The organism is Tabrizicola sp. T74, from assembly GCF_057219935.1.
Genome location: NZ_JBXVVT010000006.1, coordinates 321,706 through 337,992, shown reverse-complemented (window position 1 = coordinate 337,992; position 16,287 = coordinate 321,706). Strand labels below are relative to the sequence as shown.

The window sequence follows — 16,287 nt, the reverse complement described above, 5'->3', positions numbered from 1 at the left end:
GCACAGCATGAACTCCGTCCTGCGTGCCTTCGCAGCCCGCGTCACTGGGCTGATGATTTCCACCTTCGCGCGGTTCATGACCGCTCCCCGGGCCCTATGGCAGGGGATCGAACCGGTGCCGCAGCAGCGGGTCTATTTCGCCAATCACACCTCGAACGGCGATTTCGTACTCCTCTGGACCGCGCTGCCCACCCCCCTCCGCCGGCAGACCCGGCCTGTCGCGGCCCTCGACTACTGGCTCACCTCCCCCCTCCGCGCCTTCATCGGACGTGAAGTCTTCAACGCCGTCCTGATCGACCGCCGCCCCGAAGCGCGCACCGAGGACCCGGTTGCCCAGATGGTCACAGCCCTCGACCAGGGCTCCTCCCTCATCATCTTCCCCGAAGGTCAGCGCAACAGCTCGGACGCCGCTCTCCTCCCCTTCAAGTCCGGCCTTTACCACCTTGCCAAGGCCCGTCCCGGCGTTGACCTTGTCCCAGTCTGGATCGCCAATCTCAACCGTGTGATGCCGAAGGGTGAAGTCATTCCCGTCCCCCTGATCTGCACCCTTAGCTTCGGCGCACCGATCCACGTCGAACCCGATGAGACCAAGGACGCCTTCCTTGCCCGCGCCACCCAGGCGCTTCTCGCGCTGAAGGCCGCAGCATGACCGCCCCGCATCTCCTCTGGCTCCTGGCAGGCGTCGGTACAATCCTCGTCCTCGCCTCCATCATCGGCGAAATCCTCCGCGCCCGGCTGTCCCCCGCCGGTCAGAACCCGGTCATCGAGAATCTGAACGCCCGCATCAATGCCTGGTGGGTGATGGTGATCTGCCTGGCTCTCGCCTTCATCGCAGGCAAGCCGGGTGTCGTCCTCCTCTTCGCGCTCTGCTCCTTCGCGGCGCTGCGGGAATTCCTCACCCTCACCACCCACAACCGCGCCGACCACTGGTCGCTTGTCGCCTGCTTCTTCCTGATCCTGCCACTCCAGTACTGGTTCCTCGCCACCGACTGGTACGGGATGTATTCCATCTTCATCCCGGTCTACGCCTTCCTCCTCCTCCCCGTCGTCTCCGCGCTCAGGGGCTCCACCAAGGACTTCCTGATCCGCGTCTCGGAAACCCAATGGGCGCTGATGATCTGCGTCTACTGCGCCAGCCACGTGCCCGCGCTCCTCTACCTGCAGATCCCGGGGTTCGAGGGCCGCAACGTCATCCTCATCGCCTACCTGATCTTCGTCGTGCAGCTGTCGGACGTGCTGCAGTACGTGTGGGGCAAGCTCCTCGGCCGCACCAAGGTCGCGCCAAACCTCTCGCCCTCGAAGACGTGGGAGGGCCTGATCGGCGGCACCCTCTCCGCCACCGCCATCGGCACCGCGCTTTACTGGATGACGCCGTTCTCCCCACTTGAAGCTGCCGGCATGTGCCTCCTGATCACGCTCATGGGCTTCTTCGGCGGCCTCGTCATGTCGGCCATCAAGCGCGACCGGGGGATCAAGGACTGGGGACACCTCATCGCCGGTCACGGCGGTTTCCTTGACCGGCTCGACAGCGTGATCTTCGCCGCGCCCATCTTCTTCCACGTCACCCGCTGGGTCTGGTCCGCGACATGACCGACAAGAACCGCCGCCCCCTGAATTCTCGCAACTCCGCCTGGGCCGCGCGCCTGGCTTCTTGGGCGGTCCAGAAGGGCCTCACCCCGAACCAGATCAGCCAAGCCTCCATGGCCTTTGCGCTGACCGGCCTCGCGCTCTACTGGCTTTCGACCCAAGGCCCCGGCATCGTGCAGTTCCTCTGCCTGCTCCTCGCCGCTGCCACGCTCCAGGCCCGTCTCGTCTGCAACCTGATCGACGGCATGGTCGCGATCGAGGGTGGCCGCGGCGCCAAGGACGGCCCCTTCTGGAATGAGGCGCCCGACCGTGTCTCCGACCTCCTCTTCTTCGCTGGAGCAGGCCTCGCCGCCGGCAACCCGGCGCTCGGCCTCCTCGCCGCAGCCCTCGCCATCGCCACCGCCTACATCCGCGAACTTGGCCGGGCCGAGGGCTTCCCGCCCGACTTCTCCGGCCCCCTCGCCAAGCCCCAGCGCATGGCGGTCCTGACCGCTGGCACCGTCCTCGCTGCCCTCTACGCGACCGAATGGACCCTGATCGTCACCCTCTGGATCATCGCTTTTGGCACCGCCGCCACTGTGATTCGCCGGTCGTGGACGCTCATCAACAACCTCAAGGCGCGCTAAATCAAAAGGGGACCTTACGGCCCCCATTTGCTCTTTTCACAAATACTCCACGGGGGTGCGGGGGTGTGAAACCCCCGCGTCCGCCGGTTCAAGCCAGCATCACCATCGGGTTCTCCAGCGCCTCGATCACGGCCTTCAGGAACTCTGCCCCCAAGGCCCCGTCGATCACCCGGTGATCCACCGACAGCGTCATCGACATGACCGTGGCCACCCCGATGGTCCCGTCCGCCAGCACCACCGGCTTCTTGATCCCCGCGCCGACGGCCAGGATCGACCCATGCGGCGGGTTGATGACAGCGTCGAAGTTCTCGATGCCCATCATTCCGAGGTTCGAGATCGCAAACGACCCGCCCTGATATTCATGCGGCGCCAGCTTCTTGGTCTTGGCGCGGGTCGCCAGGTCCTTCATCTCTGCCGACAAGGCCGACAGCGACTTCTTCTCCGCATCGCGCAGGACGGGGGTGAACAGCCCACCCTCGACGGCAACAGCCACCGCCACGTCCGACGGCTTCAGCCGCAGCATCCGGTCGCCTGCCCAGACGGTGTTCGCTGCCGGAACCGCTTGCAGAGCCATCGCACAGGCCTTGATGATGAAGTCGTTGACCGACAGCTTCACCCCGCGCCCCTCAAGCTGCTTGTTCAACGTCTCTCGGAACGCCATCAGCGCGTCCAGCTTCACATCCCGCCGCAGGTAGAAGTGCGGGATCGTCTGCTTCGCCTCGGTCAGCCGCGCCGCCACGGTGCGCCGCATCCCGTCCAGGGCCACTTCCTCGAAGGGCCGGTCGGCATACATCTTCAGCACCGTCTCAGCTGCCATGCCGGTCGGCATTGCGCCCGCCGGTTTCGCCGGGGCAGGGGCCGCGGCTTTCGGAGCCTCCACGACCGGGGCCGCTGCAGGCTTCGCTGCCCCGGGCTGTGCCCCCTCGACATCCGCCCGCACGATCCGCCCATGCGGACCCGAACCCTTCACGGCCGTCAGGTCCAACCCCTTCTCCTTGGCAATCCGCCGCGCCAGCGGCGAGGCAAACACCCGAGCGCCCGAAGCGACCGGAGCCGCAACGGCTGCCGCCGGGGCAGGGGCCGCCGACGAGCCGCCCGACGAGGCGACAGCCGAGGAAGCGGACGAGGAGGCAACCGCTGCAGGCTTCGCAACCGCCGCAGACGCATCCTCACCCTCGTCCAGCAGCACCGCGATGGGCGTGTTGACCTTCACCCCGGCGGTCCCTTCCGCCACAAGGATCTTGCCCACCACACCCTCGTCGACCGCCTCGAACTCCATCGTCGCCTTGTCGGTCTCGATCTCGGCCAGGATCTGGCCCGACTTGACCGCATCGCCTTCCTTCACCAGCCACTTGGCCAGCGTGCCCTCCTCCATCGTGGGGGACAGCGCGGGCATCAGAATTTCGGTCGCCATGGCTTCACCTCACCGGTAGCAGACGGATTTGACAGCGGTCACGACCTCGGCGGGCGTGATCAGGGCGAACTTCTCAAGGTTCGCGGCATAGGGCATTGGCACATCCTTGCCCGTGCAGGTCACGACCGGAGCATCCAGATAGTCGAACGCCTTCTGCATGATCGTCGAGGCCAGGTGGTCGCCAATGGACCCGACCGGGAAGCCTTCTTCCACCGTGACGCAGCGGTTCGTCTTCATCACCGAAGCCAGCACCGTGTCATAGTCGATGGGCCGCAACGTCCGCAGGTTGATCACCTCGGCATTGATCCCCTCCTTCGCCAGCTCTTCCGCCGCCGCGAGCGCATGCGAACAGCCGATCCCGAAGGACACCACCGTCACATTGGTCCCCGGCCGCAGGATACTGGCCTTGCCGAACGGAATGGTGAAATCGCCATCCGTCGGCACCTCGAAGGACCGCCCGTACAGGATCTCGTTCTCTAGGAACACCACCGGGTTCGGATCGCGGATCGCCGTCTTCAGGAGTCCCTTCGCATCCGCCGCCGAATACGGCATGCACACCTTCAGCCCCGGGATCGCCGCATACCAGGCCGCGAAGTCCTGACTGTGCTGTGCGCCCACCCGCGCCGCCGCACCATTCGGACCCCGGAACACCATGGGCGAGCCCATCTGGCCCCCCGACATGTACAGGGTCTTGGCCGCCGAGTTGATGATGTGGTCGATCGCCTGCATCGAGAAGTTGAAGGTCATGAACTCGACAATCGGCTTCAGCCCGCCCCAGGACGCACCCACGCCAATCCCGGCAAAGCCCATCTCGGTGATCGGCGTGTCGACGACCCGCTTGGCTCCGAACTCATCCAGCAAGCCTTGGGAAATCTTGTAGGCCCCCTGATACTCGCCGACCTCTTCCCCCATCAGGAAGACCGTCGGATCGGCCCGCATCTCCTCGGCCATCGCCTCGCGCAGCGCCTCGCGGACGGTCATGGTCTTCGTCGGACCCTCGGGCAGGTCGGTATGCGGCCAACCCGAAGCCGCCGCGACCGGGGCAGGGGCCGCCGCCACGGGGGCGGCCACCACCGTCGCCGGCACTTCCGCCGCCGCCGCCGCAACCGCAGCAACCGGAGCCGCCTTGGGCGCGTCAGAGACGGCTTCCCCGTCCTCGACCAGCACCGCAATCGGCGTGTTCACCTTCACGCCCGCCGTGCCTTCCGCGACCAGGATCTTGCCGACGATCCCTTCATCGACCGCCTCGAACTCCATCGTCGCCTTGTCGGTCTCGATCTCGGCGAGGATCTGGCCGGACTTGACCGTGTCGCCTTCCTTGACCAGCCACTTCGCCAGCGTCCCTTCCTCCATCGTGGGGGACAGCGCGGGCATCAGAACTTCGGTTGCCATGTCTATATCCCCCCTTACGCCGTGATATCCGTCCAAAGCTCGCTCAGCGGCGGCTCCGGGCTTTCCTTGGCGAACTCGGCGCTTTCGTTGACGATCGCCTTGATGTCCTTGTCGATGGCCTTCAGCTCCTCGTCGGACGCGAGGCCGCCTTGCGTCAGCAGATCGCGGACATGCTCAATGCAGTCCTTCTCGGTCTTGATCTTCTCGACCTCTTCCCGCGTCCGGTACTTGGCCGGGTCAGACATCGAATGCCCGCGGTAGCGATAGGTCATCATTTCAAGGATATACGGGCCTTTCCCAGCCCGGCAGTGCGCCACCGCCTTCTCGCCCGCGGCCTTCACCGCCAGCACGTCCATCCCGTCAACCTGCTCGCCCGGGATGCCATAGGCGAGGCCCCGGCCATAAAGCGTCGTCGACTTGGTCGACCGCTTCACAGAAGTCCCCATCGCATACTGGTTGTTCTCGATGACAAAGATCACCGGCAGGTCCCAGAGTTCCGCCATGTTGTAGGTCTCATAGACCTGGCCCTGGTTCGCAGCGCCGTCGCCGAAATAGGTGAAGGTCACGTTGTCATTGCCGAGGTACTTGTCGGCAAAGGCCAACCCCGCCCCCAGCGGCACCTGAGCGCCAACAATCCCGTGCCCGCCGTAGAAATGTTTCTCTTTCGAGAACATGTGCATCGAGCCGCCCTTGCCCTTGGAGTATCCTCCAATCCGCCCGGTCAACTCGGCCATCACGCCCTTGGCGTCCATCCCGCAGGCCAGCATATGCCCGTGGTCGCGGTAGCTGGTGACGCGCTTGTCGCCTTCCTTGGCCGCCGCCTCCAGACCCACGACCACCGCTTCCTGCCCGATGTACAGGTGGCAGAAGCCCCCGATCAGACCCATCCCGTACAGTTGGCCCGCCTTCTCCTCGAACCGGCGGATCAAGAGCATCTCGCGGTAAAACTTCAGCAATTCCTCTTTTGAGACATTCGGTCTCGCGTCAGGCTTCTTGGCCATCGGGCTCCTCCCAGAGCTACAAGTCGGGATCAGGAATGGTTTAGTATTAAACCATCCTTACAGCATCGGTGTTTATTGGGTCAAAAGGATTCTCGCCCGCGGCCTGCGGCATGGCAACATGGCACCTATGCGCGCAGCGCAAGGCCGAAACGATGGAATGGGTCGTGGTTAGACCTCAGCGGATCGCGATCTCGTCCGCGCGCATGTAGCCCAGCACGTCGCGCGCCTGCTGGTCCAGAAGGTCCAGGTCCAGATAGGTGTCCGACAGCCGCCGCGTCAGGTTCTGCATCTCGGCCAGTTCAGCCTGCAGCCGGTCACGCTCGGCGGTCAGCGCTTCAGCCTCGGCATTGATCGCGACGCGGGCGAACATGCCGTAATCGCCCTGCACCGCCGCAAAGGTGAAGTACAGCCCAAGCACCATGGCAAAGCCAAGGTAGATCAACCCGCCGAACCCGCGATGCGCCTGTGCTGTCGTCATGCCCGCCTCGTCAGGGCCCCTCTTGTCCGGGGGCCTCTGCTGGGATCATGGCACATCGCGAATCGCTTGTGAATCCCGAAAATGCACGGGACTCAAAGACTTGAACGCCACACCCTCAGGTGATCGAGGCCGCGTAGATCCCGTCCACCGCGCCCTCCAGCACCGCGTCGAACTCGGCGTCCGACTGCTGCGCCGACAGGCCTTCCGACAGCGCCCGGCTGAAGCTTGCGATGATCCCGTGGTTCTGCGCCAGGATCTCGTTCGCCTTGTCGCGGGAATGCCCGCCAGACAGCGCCACGACCTTCAGCACCTTCGGATGCTTGACCAGCGGCTGGTAGAAATCCGGCACCGTCGGTAGCGACAGCTTCAGCATCACCTGGCCCTCAAGCCCTTCCAGATGCTTCAGGATTTCCTCCTGCAGGATCGCTTCCGCCTCGGCCTTGTCGGCGATGGAGATGGTCACTTCCGGCTCCAGGATCGGCATCAGCCCATGCGCCGCTACCTGCCGCCCCAGCTCGAACTGCTGCGCCACCACCGCGGCAATCCCCTTGCGGTTTGCCGCGTTCACCACCGACCGCTCTTTGGTCCCGAAAATCCCCGCCTTCGCCGCCCGCGCCAGCAGCGCATCGAGGCCCGGGATTGGCTTCATCAGCTGGACGCCATCCGCCTCGGCCTCCAGCCCCTTGTCGATCTTCAGGAACGGCACCACGCCGCGCTTTTCCCACAGGTAGGTCGCCGTGGGCACGCCGTCGATCGTCCGGTCCATCGTCTGCTCGAAGAGGATCGCCCCCACCACCTTGTCGCCGGTAAAGGCGGGCGACTTGATGATCCGCGCCCGCATCGCGTGGATCAGGTCGAACATCTGCTCTTCGCCAGAGTATTCACTCTCGGAAATCCCGTAGAGTTTCAGCGCCTTGGGGGTCGAGCCCCCCGACTGGTCCAGCGCCGCGATAAAGCCCCGGCCGTTCCGCACCTGTTCGGTCATCTTCGCGTTGGTCATGTCCGTCTCCTGATCCCTTGGCGCTGGCATAGCCCCTGTGGCCTAACCCATCAAGGCCTTCACGCCCGGCAATTCCTTGCCTTCCATCCATTCCAGGAACGCCCCCCCCGCGGTGGAGATGAAGGTAAAGTCATCCGCCGCCCCCGCCGCATTCAGCGCCGCGACCGTGTCGCCCCCGCCCGCCACCGAAATCAGGCCCCCGGCCTTGGTCAACCGCGCTGCCGCCTGCGCCGCCGCATTGGTCGCCGCATTGAACGGCTCAATCTCGAAAGCCCCCAGCGGCCCGTTCCAGATCAGCGTCTTGGCCTCGGCAAAGACCGCCTCCAGCCGCGCCACCGTATCTGGCCCCGCATCCAGGATCATCGCATCCGGCGGGCATTTCAGCACGCCCACCGTCTGGCTCTCCGCCCCCGCCTTGAACTCGCGCGCAACGACCACGTCCACCGGCAGATGGATCTGACACCCCGCCTTCTGCGCCCGGTGCCGGATCTCCCGCGCCGTTTCCGCCATCTCGCGCTCGGCCAGAGACTTGCCAACCTCGATCCCCTCGGCCACGAGGAAGGTGTTTGCCATCCCCCCGCCGATCACCAGATGGTCGACCTTGGTCACCAGGTTCGCGAGCAACTCGATCTTGGTCGAAACCTTCGCGCCCCCCACAACCGCCACCACAGGACGCTTCGGCGACCCCAAGGCCGCCTCCAGCGCCTTGAGCTCCGCCTCCATCAACCGCCCCGCCGCCGCCGGCAACAACCGCGCCAGCCCTTCGGTCGAGGCATGCGCCCGGTGTGCGGCAGAAAACGCATCATTTACATAGACTTGTCCCAACTTCGCCATCTGTGCCGCCAGGTCGGGGTCGTTCTTCTCCTCGCCCGGATGGAACCGGGTGTTTTCCAGCAGCACGACCTCACCCTTGCCCGCCTTGGCAATCGCCGCCGCCGCCACATCCCCCACGCAATCCGCGCCGAACACCACCTTCCGGCCCAGCGACTCCGCCAGGGCCTCCACGACGTGACCTAGGCTCATCTCCGGCACCACCTTGCCCTTCGGCCGGTCGAAATGCGCCAACAGAACGACCTTGCCGCCCTTCGCCACGATGTCATCGACCGTCGGCTTGATCTTGTCGATCCGGGTCATGTCCGTCACCCGACCGCCCTCCATCGGCACGTTGATGTCGACGCGCACCAGCACCGTCTTGCCGCCAAGCTCCATGTCGTCCAGCGTTTTCCAGGCCATCCGCGTCTCTCCATCTGTTCGGGTGCATCCCGCTTTTGGCGCGGGGATCACGCCCACGTCAACCGCTTCTCGCGCTTTGCCCTTTCCTTGGCCGGATGCCGCCGCTACGGTCGCGCCCGACGAAAACCAAGGAGACCCCGATGCCCGACATCAAGGACCCGGAGAACACGATCATCCTCACGCTGAAGGACGGCGAAGTGGTGATCGAGCTTCTCGCCGACGTGGCGCCGAAGCACACCGAGCGGATGAAGCAGCTTGCCCGCGACAAGGCCTATGACGGCGTGGCATTCCACCGCGTGATCGAGGGCTTCATGGCCCAGACCGGCGATGTGGAAAACGCCAACATGGACAGCCCGAACTACAATCCCCGCCGGGCGGGGACGGGTGGGTCGTCCTATCCCGACCTTCCGGCCGAGTTTTCCAAGCTGCCGCATGATCGGGGCACTTTGGGCGCGGCCCGGTCGCAGAACCCGAACTCGGCCAACAGCCAGTTCTTCATCAACTTCCGCGACAACCATTTCCTGAATGGCCAGTACACCGTCTATGGCCGGGTCGTCTCGGGGATGGAGCATGTCGACAAGATCACCCGGGGCGAGCCGCCGCAGAACCCCGACCGCATGATCACTGTCCGGGTGGCCGCCGATGTCGCGTAACCTGATCCTCGCCGCCGCCCTGGCGCTTGCCACCCCCGCCGTCGCCCAGGACGCAACCGATGGCCCCGGCCCCAACCTGGTGATCGAGGTCGCCGGTGCTGCGAACGGCACCATCGTGATCGACCTCCTCCCCGACGTCGCGCCAAAGCACGTCGCCCAGATCGTCGCGCTCGCCAAGGAAGGCGCCTACGACGGCGTCGTCTTCCACCGCGTGATCGACGGCTTCATGGCCCAGACCGGCGACGTCTCGAACGGCAAGGCGGGCGGTGACCTGTCGATGGCGGGCACCGGCGGCTCCTCGCTCCCGGACATCCCGGCCGAGTTCTCCGACAGCCTCAGCTTCCAGCGCGGCGTCGTCGGCATGGCCCGCGCCCAGGACCCGAACAGCGCGAACAGCCAGTTCTTCATCACCTTCGCCGACGCAAGTTTCCTTGACGGCCAATACACCATCTTCGGCAACGTCGTCTCGGGGATGGAGGTCGTCGATGCGATCCAGCGCGGCGAGCCACCGGCAACGCCGGACGTCATGACCAAGGTCACCGTTCAGGAGTGACCTTGAATTCCACGGATATTGACGTATATTCACGTCAGTATCCGTGGAGATTGCCATGTCCCTCGCCCTTGCCCGCACTGCCCAGGGTCCCGGCTTCTCGCCCCGGCTGATTGCCGAACACCTCCTGACCACGGTCGACGATGTCGCCGCCTCGACCGGCCTTGGCCGCGACGCGCTTTCCCGCAAGGACCGGATCGCCACCCCGAAAACCCAGACCCGCCTCCGCGAGATGATCGAGATCCTGAACCGCGTCTCGCCGCGCTTCGGCTCTGATCTCCTCGCCTATGCCTGGTACCGGTCGGAACCGCTGGCGGGCTTCGGCGGCATGACCGCGATGCACCTCGTCCGCCAGGGCCGCGCGGTTGAGGTTATGGATTACATCGACGCAGTGGATGCCGGCGTCTACGCCTGATGCGGCTTCAGGCCATCGTCTACCGTGCGCTGAACCCGGTCTGGGTCGGCGATCCGCTCTCGGGTGAGGGCGCCCGGCGTTACGGCGGCCGCTTCAATCCCAAGGGCATGCCCGCGCTCTACTGCACGCTTGATCCCGTCACCGCCGTGCGTGAGGTCAGCCAGATCGGCCAACCCCTGCAGCCGACGATCCTGGTCAGTTTCCAGGCCGACATCGCCCCTGTCTTCGACGCGACCGACGCAGGGCTTCTGGCAGGGCAGGGGCTGACACCCGGCAACCTGGCCGCCAACGACTGGCGCGTCCACATGGCCGAGGGGCGAGAGGCTCCGACCCAGACTCTCGCGCGCCGCCTTGTGGACCAGGGTTTTGCCGGAATGCTGGCGCCAAGCTACGCCCGCCTCGCGCCCCCTCAAGCCCGCAACCTGATCCTCTGGCGCTGGTCACTCGAAACGCTGCGCCTCATCGATGACGAGTCCCGCCTCGCGCGCGGGTAAGGTGGGCAGCTTGCCCACCCTACTTACCCGATCACCACCAGCGCGTGCCGCTTCTTGCCCGCGGTCAGCTTCATCGGCTCGACCAGATGGCTCGCCCCATAGCGCAGGCCGGCATCGGTGACGATCTCGTCGTTCACCTTCGCGCCGCCCTCCGCGATCAGGCGTTTCGCATCCTTGCCCGACGCCGCGAGACCCGCCCGCACGAACAGCTGCACGATCCCTACACCCTCGGCCAGTTCCCCGGCCTCCAGCGTCACGGTGGGCAGATCCTCCCCGATCCCGCCCTTCTCGAACACCTCCCGCGCCGTCGCTTCCGCCGCCGCCGTCGCCTCGGCCCCGTGCAGAAGCCCCGTCACCGCATTCGCCAGCACGATCTTCGCCTGGTTGATCTCCGACCCGCCAAGCTTGCCCAGCCGCTCGCATTCCTCGACCGGCAACTCGCTGTAAAGCTTCAGGAACCGCCCCACATCCGCGTCGGTCACGTTCCGCCAGTACTGCCAGAACTCGTAGGGCGAGAACATGTCCCCATTCAGCCAGACCGCGCCCGACTGGCTTTTCCCCATCTTCTTCCCGTCGCTTGTGGTCAGCAGTGGCGTCGTCAGCCCGAAGACCTCACCCTCCACCACCCGCCGCGTCAGGTCGACGCCGTTGACGATGTTGCCCCACTGGTCCGACCCGCCCATCTGCAACAGGCAACCATAGCGGCGGTGCAGCTCCAGGAAGTCATAGGCCTGGAGGATCATGTAGTTGAATTCCAGGAAACTGAGCGACTGCTCACGATCCAGCCGCGACTTCACGCTTTCGAACGACAGCATCCGGTTGACGCTGAAATGCCGCCCGATGTCGCGCAGGAAACCGATGTAGTTGAGCCGGTCCAGCCACTCGGCGTTGTTCACCATCACCGCGTCCGTCGCGCCCTCGCCGAACCGGACGTAGGGCGAGAACGCCCGCTTGATCCCCTCGATGTTCGAGTTGATCTGCGCGTCCGTCAGCAAGGGGCGCTCCTCGGCCCGGAACGACGGGTCGCCGATCTTGGTCGTCCCCCCGCCCATCAGCACGATGGGTTTGCCGCCGCACTTCTGCAGCCAGCGCAGCATCATGATCTGAATCAGGCTGCCGACATGCAGGCTGGTGGCCGTCGCGTCGAACCCGATATAGCCCGGTACCACACCCTTCACCAATGCCTCGTCAAGCGCCTGATAATCCGTGCAATCGGCAACAAAGCCGCGCTCGAACATCACGCGCATGAAGTCAGATTTCGGGTGGTAGTTCATGGCCGCCTCGGTCTAGGATGGGCGCGGTATAGCTTCGCATGGGGCACAAGGGAAGATGCGGAAGGAAGGCGCGTTGTGGGCCTTGGGCACGATGTCCGGGACCTCGCTGGACGGCGTCGATGCCGCCATGATCAAGACCGACGGCCATGCAGTTCTTGCCTTCGGCCCCTCGGCCTATCGCCCCTATACGCCCGAAGAACAGGCTACCTTACGCGCGGCTCTCGGCCGCTGGCCCGGTGAGCCCGAGGTCGCCGCCGCCGCCGAGGTGGTTGAGACCGCCCATGCCGAGGTCCTGGCCCGCTTCACCGGGGCGGAAATCCTGGGCTTCCACGGCCAGACGCTTGCGCATGATCCCGCGGGCCGCGGCACCCACCAATGCGGCAACGGCGCGCTCTTCGCCCAGCTTCTGGGCCTGACCACCGTCTGGGATTTCCGCTCGGCCGACGTGACCATTGGCGGCCAGGGCGCACCGCTGGCGCCCTTCTACCACTATGCGCTTGCCCGCCACATCGGCGCGACCGAGCCTTTGGCCTTCCTCAACCTCGGCGGCGTCGGCAACATAACCTGGATCGATCCCACCGCCCCCGGCCCCGAAAGCCCCGGCGCGCTTCTCGCCTTCGACACCGGGCCGGCGAACGCGCCGATCAACGACCTGATGCGCGAACGCCGGGGTAAGACGCATGACGAAGGCGGCAGCCTCGCCGCGACGGGAGAGGCGGACGAATCCTTCGTGGCCTCGGTCCTGAAGGATCCGTTCTTTGACGCGCCGCCGCCCAAGTCGCTCGACCGCAACGATTTCGCGGGCCTCCTTGACCGGATGGACATGCTGTCCGACGCCGATGCAGCGGCCACGCTCACCGCCATTGCCGCCGCCTCGGTTGCCGCCGCTCAGATCCATTTCCCGGCGCCGGTGACCCGCATCCTCGTCACCGGCGGTGGTCGCCACAACCCGACGCTCATGGCCGAACTCCGCCGTCGTATCCCGTGCGCGATCCTGAAGGTCGAGGATGTGGGCCTCGACGGCGACATGCTGGAAGCCCAGGCCTTCGCCTTCCTCGCCGTCCGCGTGCTCCGCAAGATGGCGACCTCCGGCCCCGACACCACCGGCGCACCGGCCCTCGTCGGCGGTGGCCAGATCAGCCGCCCCGATTGACCCGCGCCGCAAGCATCGGCAGCGAATAGATCACCAGCGCCGTCCAGATCAGGCAGAAGGCCACCAGCTTCACCCCGCTGAACGGCTCGCCGAAGATGAAGACCGCGGTCAGGAAGATCAGCGTCGGGGCGATGTATTGCATGATCGCGATGGTCGACAGCGTCAGCCGCTTGGCCCCGTTGGCGTAGATCATCAGGGGCACCGCCGTGACCAGCCCGCAGCCCAGCAGCAGCAGGTTGTCCCAGGCCACGCCTTCCAGGAAATGCCCGGACCCGTCCGCAAACAGCCAGCCGATATAGGCCAGCGCCGGGGCCAGCAGGATCAGCACTTCCAGCGTGAAGCCCTGGTTCGGACCGATCGGCAACCGCCGCTTCAGGTAAGCGTAGAACCCCCAGGTTACCGTCAGCCCCAGCGCTACGACCGGCAGCCGCCCCGCCTCCCAGGTCAGGATGCCCACTGCCACCGCCGCCAGCGCAATGGCGGCAACCTGGGTCCGCCCCATGCGCTCGCCCAGCAGGACCGCGCCGAGGAAGATCGAGAAGAGCGGGTTGATGTAATATCCCAGCGCCGCATCCAGCGCATGCCCCGAGCCAATGGCCCAGACATAGATCCCCCAGTTGACCGAGATCAGCGCCGCCGTCATCGCGCCCATTCCCAGCATCCGGGGGGACTTCAGGGCCGCCTTCAGATCATCCGTCCGCCCCAGCCAGGCGATCACCGCCACCGCAATCGGCACCGACCACAGCACCCGATGCGCGATGACTTCCACCGGGGGAATATGCGCCAGCGCCTTCATGTACAAAGGCAGGAAGCCCCATAGCAGGTAGGCCGTCAGCGCATACAGAAAGCCGGACAGACTGTCGCCAGTCGTCGCACCTTGGGCAGCCGCGGGGCGGGGCGGGGCAGGGGTCTCGCTCATGCCTCACCCCTATCCAAAGCCCCGGGCAACAACCACCCCGATCTTGTGCCCCGCACAATCCCGGTCCACCCGCGTCACGTCTTGCCAATGGCCCAAATACTCCCGCCGGAGGCATCCGCCCGCCGATCCGGATCAACCCGCAAAGACTGGTGGCGAGAGCCTGCGCTGTGGTGATGACGGCGTTCGACAAAACCTCGCCCCACCTGAGACGAAGTTCACTGCGAAGTGCAACGGTCCATCGGCACCAGCATCCCCTCGACCAACTCACCCCGCTGGGCGGCTCGGATGCAGACGCGGTCTCCGGGCAAAGTCCCGGTCCGCGCCTCCACCCGAATTTGATCGCCTCGGTCAAGCCGCACCATGAAGTAGCCTCTTGTTCCTCCTCCCTTGGTGACCGTGACTTCGTATGAGAGAACTGATCCGGTCAGAAAGGAACGAGGTTTACTGGCAGAGATATGGTGTGAACGGATCGCCAGCGCTGAAAGGCTCGCCATCAGAATGACCAGTCCCGCAAGCGTCAGATTGTCTCGTGTCCAGATCATTTTCATGAAGTGGGATGTCAATCCTTGCTGCACAAGCCTAAGCCTTCGGCACTTTCCACCCCGGCGGTTCTGGCCCAAACCCCTCGACCGAAAGGGTCAGCAACCTCTGCTCCCTCTCCAACCGCCGATCCGTGTCGACCCGCAAAAAAAAATCGGCGGCGAAAGCCCGCGCAGGGGTCATGACGGCCTTGGGCAACACCTCGCCCCGCCTGAGACAAAGCTCACTGCGAAGTGCAACGGTCCATCGGCACCAGATGTCCCTCGATCAGCGATCCCCGCCGAACCGCCCGGACACAGACCTTTTCCCCGGGGGCCAGCGCCGCGGCAGCGCGCACCCTCATGTCCGTGCCCTGATCCAACCGAACAGCAAGAAATCCCTGTGCGCTGACCGACCCCACGCGCAACTCGTAGGACTGCACCACACCCGGAAAGTAGCCCAAGGCCTCACGTGCCGGGTAGACCGCAGGCAGGATGGCAATGGCGCCAAGACCGGCGGTTGCCATCGCTGCCGTTGCCCAAGCCAAGACGTCCTTCCAGAAGATCATTCGGCTCATATCGGAACCGGATCGACCTCCGACAAGTCCATAGGATCAGCCCAACGGCAACTCCCACCCCGGCGGGGCCAGTTCGAACCCCTCGAACCGGAACCCCGGGCTCACCGTGCAGCTCACCAGCGTCCACTCCCCCGTGGACCACGCCGCCTGCCACCACCCGGCCGGGACCACCGCCTGCACCACCTCGCCCCCCAGCACATCCGGCCCGAGGGTCACATCCCGCGCCGCCGCCACCCCCATCGACAGCACCATGGGCGCGCCTGCATGCCACAGCCAGATCTCGTCCGCATCGACACGGTGCCAATGCGACCGCTCGCCGGCCTGCAGCAGGAAAAGGATCGCCGTCCCCGAGGCGCGCCCGCCCACCTCCGGCCCGTGCCACGTCTCGCGATACCAGCCGCCCTCCGGATGCCGCTGCAATCCCAGCTTCGCGATGATCGCCTCTGCGCTCACACCTGCCTCCATTCTCCCGGAGCCAACCCCTCCAGCGTCCAGTCCCCCACCTGCCACCTTATCAGCCGCAGGCAAGGCAGCCCCACCGCCGCGCACATCCGCCGCACCTGCCGGTTCCGCCCCTCGCGAATGGTCAGCTCGATCCACCCATCCGGCACCGTTTTCCGCACCCGGATCGGCGGCACCCGGGGCCAGAGCCACCCAGGCTCCCCCACCCCCCGCGCCTTCGCTGGCAGCGTCATCCCATCGTTCAACTCCACCCCCGCCCGCAACCGCTCCAGCGCCGCCTCGGTCACCACCCCCTCGACCTGAGCAAAATATGTCTTCTCCAGCTTGAACTTCGGGTCCGCAATCCGCGCCTGCAGCTTCCCGTCATCGGTCAGGACCAGCAGCCCCTCCGAATCCCGGTCCAGCCGCCCCGCCGGATAGACCCCCTTCACCGGCACGAAATCCGCCAGCACCGCCCGCTCCCCCTCGCGTGAGAACTGGCACAGCACGTCATAGGGCTTGTTCAGCAGGATCAGCATCCCCCAGACCTAGCCCGACCGA

20 protein-coding genes are annotated in these 16,287 nt (G+C 65.7%); 8 read left to right on the top strand and 12 right to left on the bottom strand.

What is annotated here, in order from left to right:
- Positions 1-7 precede the first annotated feature (7 nt).
- Genes AC2EAL_RS18725 through AC2EAL_RS18715 form a run of 3 tightly spaced genes read left to right on the top strand, consistent with a single transcriptional unit; the run spans position 8 to position 2,213 of the window.
- Positions 8-649 carry a lysophospholipid acyltransferase family protein gene (locus tag AC2EAL_RS18725; RefSeq protein WP_484725747.1) on the top strand — a complete coding sequence of 214 codons (642 nt, stop codon included), beginning with the start codon at positions 8-10 and terminating at the stop codon, positions 647-649.
- The gene (locus AC2EAL_RS18720; RefSeq protein WP_484725746.1) at positions 646-1,590 is read left to right on the top strand and encodes a phosphatidate cytidylyltransferase; all 945 of its coding nucleotides are present in this window, start codon (positions 646-648) and stop codon (positions 1,588-1,590) included. The genes AC2EAL_RS18725 and AC2EAL_RS18720 overlap by 4 nt, the downstream gene beginning before the upstream one ends.
- Positions 1,587-2,213, top strand: a complete 627-nt coding sequence (locus tag AC2EAL_RS18715) for a CDP-alcohol phosphatidyltransferase family protein (RefSeq protein WP_484725745.1) — start codon at positions 1,587-1,589, stop codon at positions 2,211-2,213. The genes AC2EAL_RS18720 and AC2EAL_RS18715 overlap by 4 nt, the downstream gene beginning before the upstream one ends.
- An 88-nt stretch (positions 2,214-2,301) precedes the next feature.
- Here the strand turns inward: AC2EAL_RS18715 and AC2EAL_RS18710 are convergent, their stop codons facing one another.
- The 6 genes from AC2EAL_RS18710 to AC2EAL_RS18685 form a co-directional block, all read right to left on the bottom strand.
- Positions 2,302-3,627, bottom strand: a complete 1,326-nt coding sequence (locus tag AC2EAL_RS18710; protein ID WP_484725744.1) for a pyruvate dehydrogenase complex dihydrolipoamide acetyltransferase — start codon at positions 3,625-3,627, stop codon at positions 2,302-2,304.
- A gap of 9 nt (positions 3,628-3,636) precedes the next feature.
- Positions 3,637-5,019, bottom strand: a complete 1,383-nt coding sequence (locus tag AC2EAL_RS18705; RefSeq protein ID WP_484725743.1) for a pyruvate dehydrogenase complex E1 component subunit beta — start codon at positions 5,017-5,019, stop codon at positions 3,637-3,639.
- Between the two features lie 14 nt (positions 5,020-5,033).
- Positions 5,034-6,020 (bottom strand): pyruvate dehydrogenase (acetyl-transferring) E1 component subunit alpha, encoded by a 987-nt coding sequence (gene pdhA, locus AC2EAL_RS18700; protein ID WP_484725742.1) that lies wholly within the window; start codon positions 6,018-6,020, stop codon positions 5,034-5,036.
- Positions 6,021-6,195: 175 nt separating this feature from the next.
- Entirely contained in the window at positions 6,196-6,441 is a 246-nt protein-coding gene (locus AC2EAL_RS18695) for an FtsB family cell division protein (RefSeq protein ID WP_484725808.1), read from the bottom strand.
- A gap of 172 nt (positions 6,442-6,613) precedes the next feature.
- Positions 6,614-7,498: a fructose bisphosphate aldolase gene (locus tag AC2EAL_RS18690; RefSeq protein WP_484725741.1), complete on the bottom strand. Its 885-nt coding sequence runs from the start codon at positions 7,496-7,498 to the stop codon at positions 6,614-6,616.
- Positions 7,499-7,540: 42 nt separating this feature from the next.
- Positions 7,541-8,731 (bottom strand): phosphoglycerate kinase, encoded by a 1,191-nt coding sequence (locus AC2EAL_RS18685; RefSeq protein ID WP_484725740.1) that lies wholly within the window; start codon positions 8,729-8,731, stop codon positions 7,541-7,543.
- Between the two features lie 140 nt (positions 8,732-8,871).
- On the opposite strand from AC2EAL_RS18685, the gene AC2EAL_RS18680 reads away from it, so the two are divergent.
- From AC2EAL_RS18680 to AC2EAL_RS18665, 4 genes are read left to right on the top strand one after another with little or no spacing between them, the layout of a single operon-like run.
- Positions 8,872-9,384 (top strand): peptidylprolyl isomerase, encoded by a 513-nt coding sequence (locus AC2EAL_RS18680; protein ID WP_484725739.1) that lies wholly within the window; start codon positions 8,872-8,874, stop codon positions 9,382-9,384.
- The gene (locus tag AC2EAL_RS18675; protein WP_484725738.1) at positions 9,374-9,937 is read left to right on the top strand and encodes a peptidylprolyl isomerase; all 564 of its coding nucleotides are present in this window, start codon (positions 9,374-9,376) and stop codon (positions 9,935-9,937) included. Before AC2EAL_RS18680 ends, AC2EAL_RS18675 begins: the two co-directional genes overlap by 11 nt.
- Positions 9,938-9,992: 55 nt before the next feature.
- Positions 9,993-10,349, top strand: coding sequence for an antitoxin Xre/MbcA/ParS toxin-binding domain-containing protein (locus AC2EAL_RS18670; RefSeq protein ID WP_484725737.1), 357 nt, complete (start codon positions 9,993-9,995; stop codon positions 10,347-10,349).
- Positions 10,349-10,843 (top strand): RES family NAD+ phosphorylase, encoded by a 495-nt coding sequence (locus tag AC2EAL_RS18665; protein WP_484725736.1) that lies wholly within the window; start codon positions 10,349-10,351, stop codon positions 10,841-10,843. Before AC2EAL_RS18670 ends, AC2EAL_RS18665 begins: the two co-directional genes overlap by 1 nt.
- Before the next feature lie 23 nt (positions 10,844-10,866).
- Here AC2EAL_RS18665 and tyrS read toward each other — a convergent pair whose 3' ends face one another.
- On the bottom strand, positions 10,867-12,117 hold the full coding sequence (gene tyrS, locus AC2EAL_RS18660) for a tyrosine--tRNA ligase (RefSeq protein WP_484725735.1): 1,251 nt from the start codon (positions 12,115-12,117) through the stop codon (positions 10,867-10,869).
- 55 nt (positions 12,118-12,172) lie between these two features.
- Between tyrS and AC2EAL_RS18655 the strand changes: the two genes are divergently transcribed.
- Positions 12,173-13,270, top strand: a complete 1,098-nt coding sequence (locus AC2EAL_RS18655; protein WP_484725734.1) for an anhydro-N-acetylmuramic acid kinase — start codon at positions 12,173-12,175, stop codon at positions 13,268-13,270.
- On the opposite strand, the gene rarD is transcribed toward AC2EAL_RS18655, so the two are convergent.
- From rarD to AC2EAL_RS18630, 5 genes are all read right to left on the bottom strand, one after another.
- Entirely contained in the window at positions 13,254-14,189 is a 936-nt protein-coding gene (gene rarD / locus AC2EAL_RS18650; RefSeq protein ID WP_484725733.1) for an EamA family transporter RarD, read from the bottom strand. The two genes, AC2EAL_RS18655 and rarD, sit on opposite strands and share 17 nt — an antisense overlap.
- A gap of 215 nt (positions 14,190-14,404) precedes the next feature.
- Complete coding sequence (locus AC2EAL_RS18645) at positions 14,405-14,737, bottom strand: hypothetical protein (protein ID WP_484725732.1); 333 nt, start codon at positions 14,735-14,737, stop codon at positions 14,405-14,407.
- 215 nt (positions 14,738-14,952) lie between these two features.
- Positions 14,953-15,276, bottom strand: a complete 324-nt coding sequence (locus AC2EAL_RS18640) for a hypothetical protein (RefSeq protein WP_484725731.1) — start codon at positions 15,274-15,276, stop codon at positions 14,953-14,955.
- Between the two features lie 45 nt (positions 15,277-15,321).
- A complete protein-coding gene (locus tag AC2EAL_RS18635; protein WP_484725730.1) occupies positions 15,322-15,738 on the bottom strand; it encodes a cupin domain-containing protein in 417 nt (138 codons plus the stop codon).
- Positions 15,735-16,265 (bottom strand): pseudouridine synthase, encoded by a 531-nt coding sequence (locus tag AC2EAL_RS18630; RefSeq protein WP_484725729.1) that lies wholly within the window; start codon positions 16,263-16,265, stop codon positions 15,735-15,737. Before AC2EAL_RS18630 ends, AC2EAL_RS18635 begins: the two co-directional genes overlap by 4 nt.
- Positions 16,266-16,287 lie beyond the last annotated feature (22 nt).

Excerpts from the sequence above, each read along its gene's own strand:
- tyrS (WP_484725735.1), bottom strand. The coding sequence starts at position 12,117 with ATGAACTACCACCCGAAATCTGACTTCATGCGCGTGATGTTCGAGCGC.
- AC2EAL_RS18665 (WP_484725736.1), top strand. The coding sequence starts at position 10,349 with ATGCGGCTTCAGGCCATCGTCTACCGTGCGCTGAACCCGGTCTGGGTC.
- AC2EAL_RS18725 (WP_484725747.1), top strand. The coding sequence starts at position 8 with ATGAACTCCGTCCTGCGTGCCTTCGCAGCCCGCGTCACTGGGCTGATG.
- AC2EAL_RS18695 (WP_484725808.1), bottom strand. The coding sequence starts at position 6,441 with ATGGTGCTTGGGCTGTACTTCACCTTTGCGGCGGTGCAGGGCGATTAC.
- AC2EAL_RS18670 (WP_484725737.1), top strand. The coding sequence starts at position 9,993 with ATGTCCCTCGCCCTTGCCCGCACTGCCCAGGGTCCCGGCTTCTCGCCC.
- AC2EAL_RS18655 (WP_484725734.1), top strand. The coding sequence starts at position 12,173 with ATGCGGAAGGAAGGCGCGTTGTGGGCCTTGGGCACGATGTCCGGGACC.
- AC2EAL_RS18640 (WP_484725731.1), bottom strand. The coding sequence starts at position 15,276 with ATGATCTTCTGGAAGGACGTCTTGGCTTGGGCAACGGCAGCGATGGCA.
- AC2EAL_RS18680 (WP_484725739.1), top strand. The coding sequence starts at position 8,872 with ATGCCCGACATCAAGGACCCGGAGAACACGATCATCCTCACGCTGAAG.
- AC2EAL_RS18675 (WP_484725738.1), top strand. The coding sequence starts at position 9,374 with ATGTCGCGTAACCTGATCCTCGCCGCCGCCCTGGCGCTTGCCACCCCC.
- AC2EAL_RS18690 (WP_484725741.1), bottom strand. The coding sequence starts at position 7,498 with ATGACCAACGCGAAGATGACCGAACAGGTGCGGAACGGCCGGGGCTTT.
- rarD (WP_484725733.1), bottom strand. The coding sequence starts at position 14,189 with ATGAGCGAGACCCCTGCCCCGCCCCGCCCCGCGGCTGCCCAAGGTGCG.
- AC2EAL_RS18630 (WP_484725729.1), bottom strand. The coding sequence starts at position 16,265 with ATGCTGATCCTGCTGAACAAGCCCTATGACGTGCTGTGCCAGTTCTCA.
- AC2EAL_RS18720 (WP_484725746.1), top strand. The coding sequence starts at position 646 with ATGACCGCCCCGCATCTCCTCTGGCTCCTGGCAGGCGTCGGTACAATC.
- AC2EAL_RS18645 (WP_484725732.1), bottom strand. The coding sequence starts at position 14,737 with ATGAAAATGATCTGGACACGAGACAATCTGACGCTTGCGGGACTGGTC.
- pdhA (WP_484725742.1), bottom strand. The coding sequence starts at position 6,020 with ATGGCCAAGAAGCCTGACGCGAGACCGAATGTCTCAAAAGAGGAATTG.
- AC2EAL_RS18705 (WP_484725743.1), bottom strand. The coding sequence starts at position 5,019 with ATGGCAACCGAAGTTCTGATGCCCGCGCTGTCCCCCACGATGGAGGAA.
- AC2EAL_RS18710 (WP_484725744.1), bottom strand. The coding sequence starts at position 3,627 with ATGGCGACCGAAATTCTGATGCCCGCGCTGTCCCCCACGATGGAGGAG.
- AC2EAL_RS18685 (WP_484725740.1), bottom strand. The coding sequence starts at position 8,731 with ATGGCCTGGAAAACGCTGGACGACATGGAGCTTGGCGGCAAGACGGTG.
- AC2EAL_RS18715 (WP_484725745.1), top strand. The coding sequence starts at position 1,587 with ATGACCGACAAGAACCGCCGCCCCCTGAATTCTCGCAACTCCGCCTGG.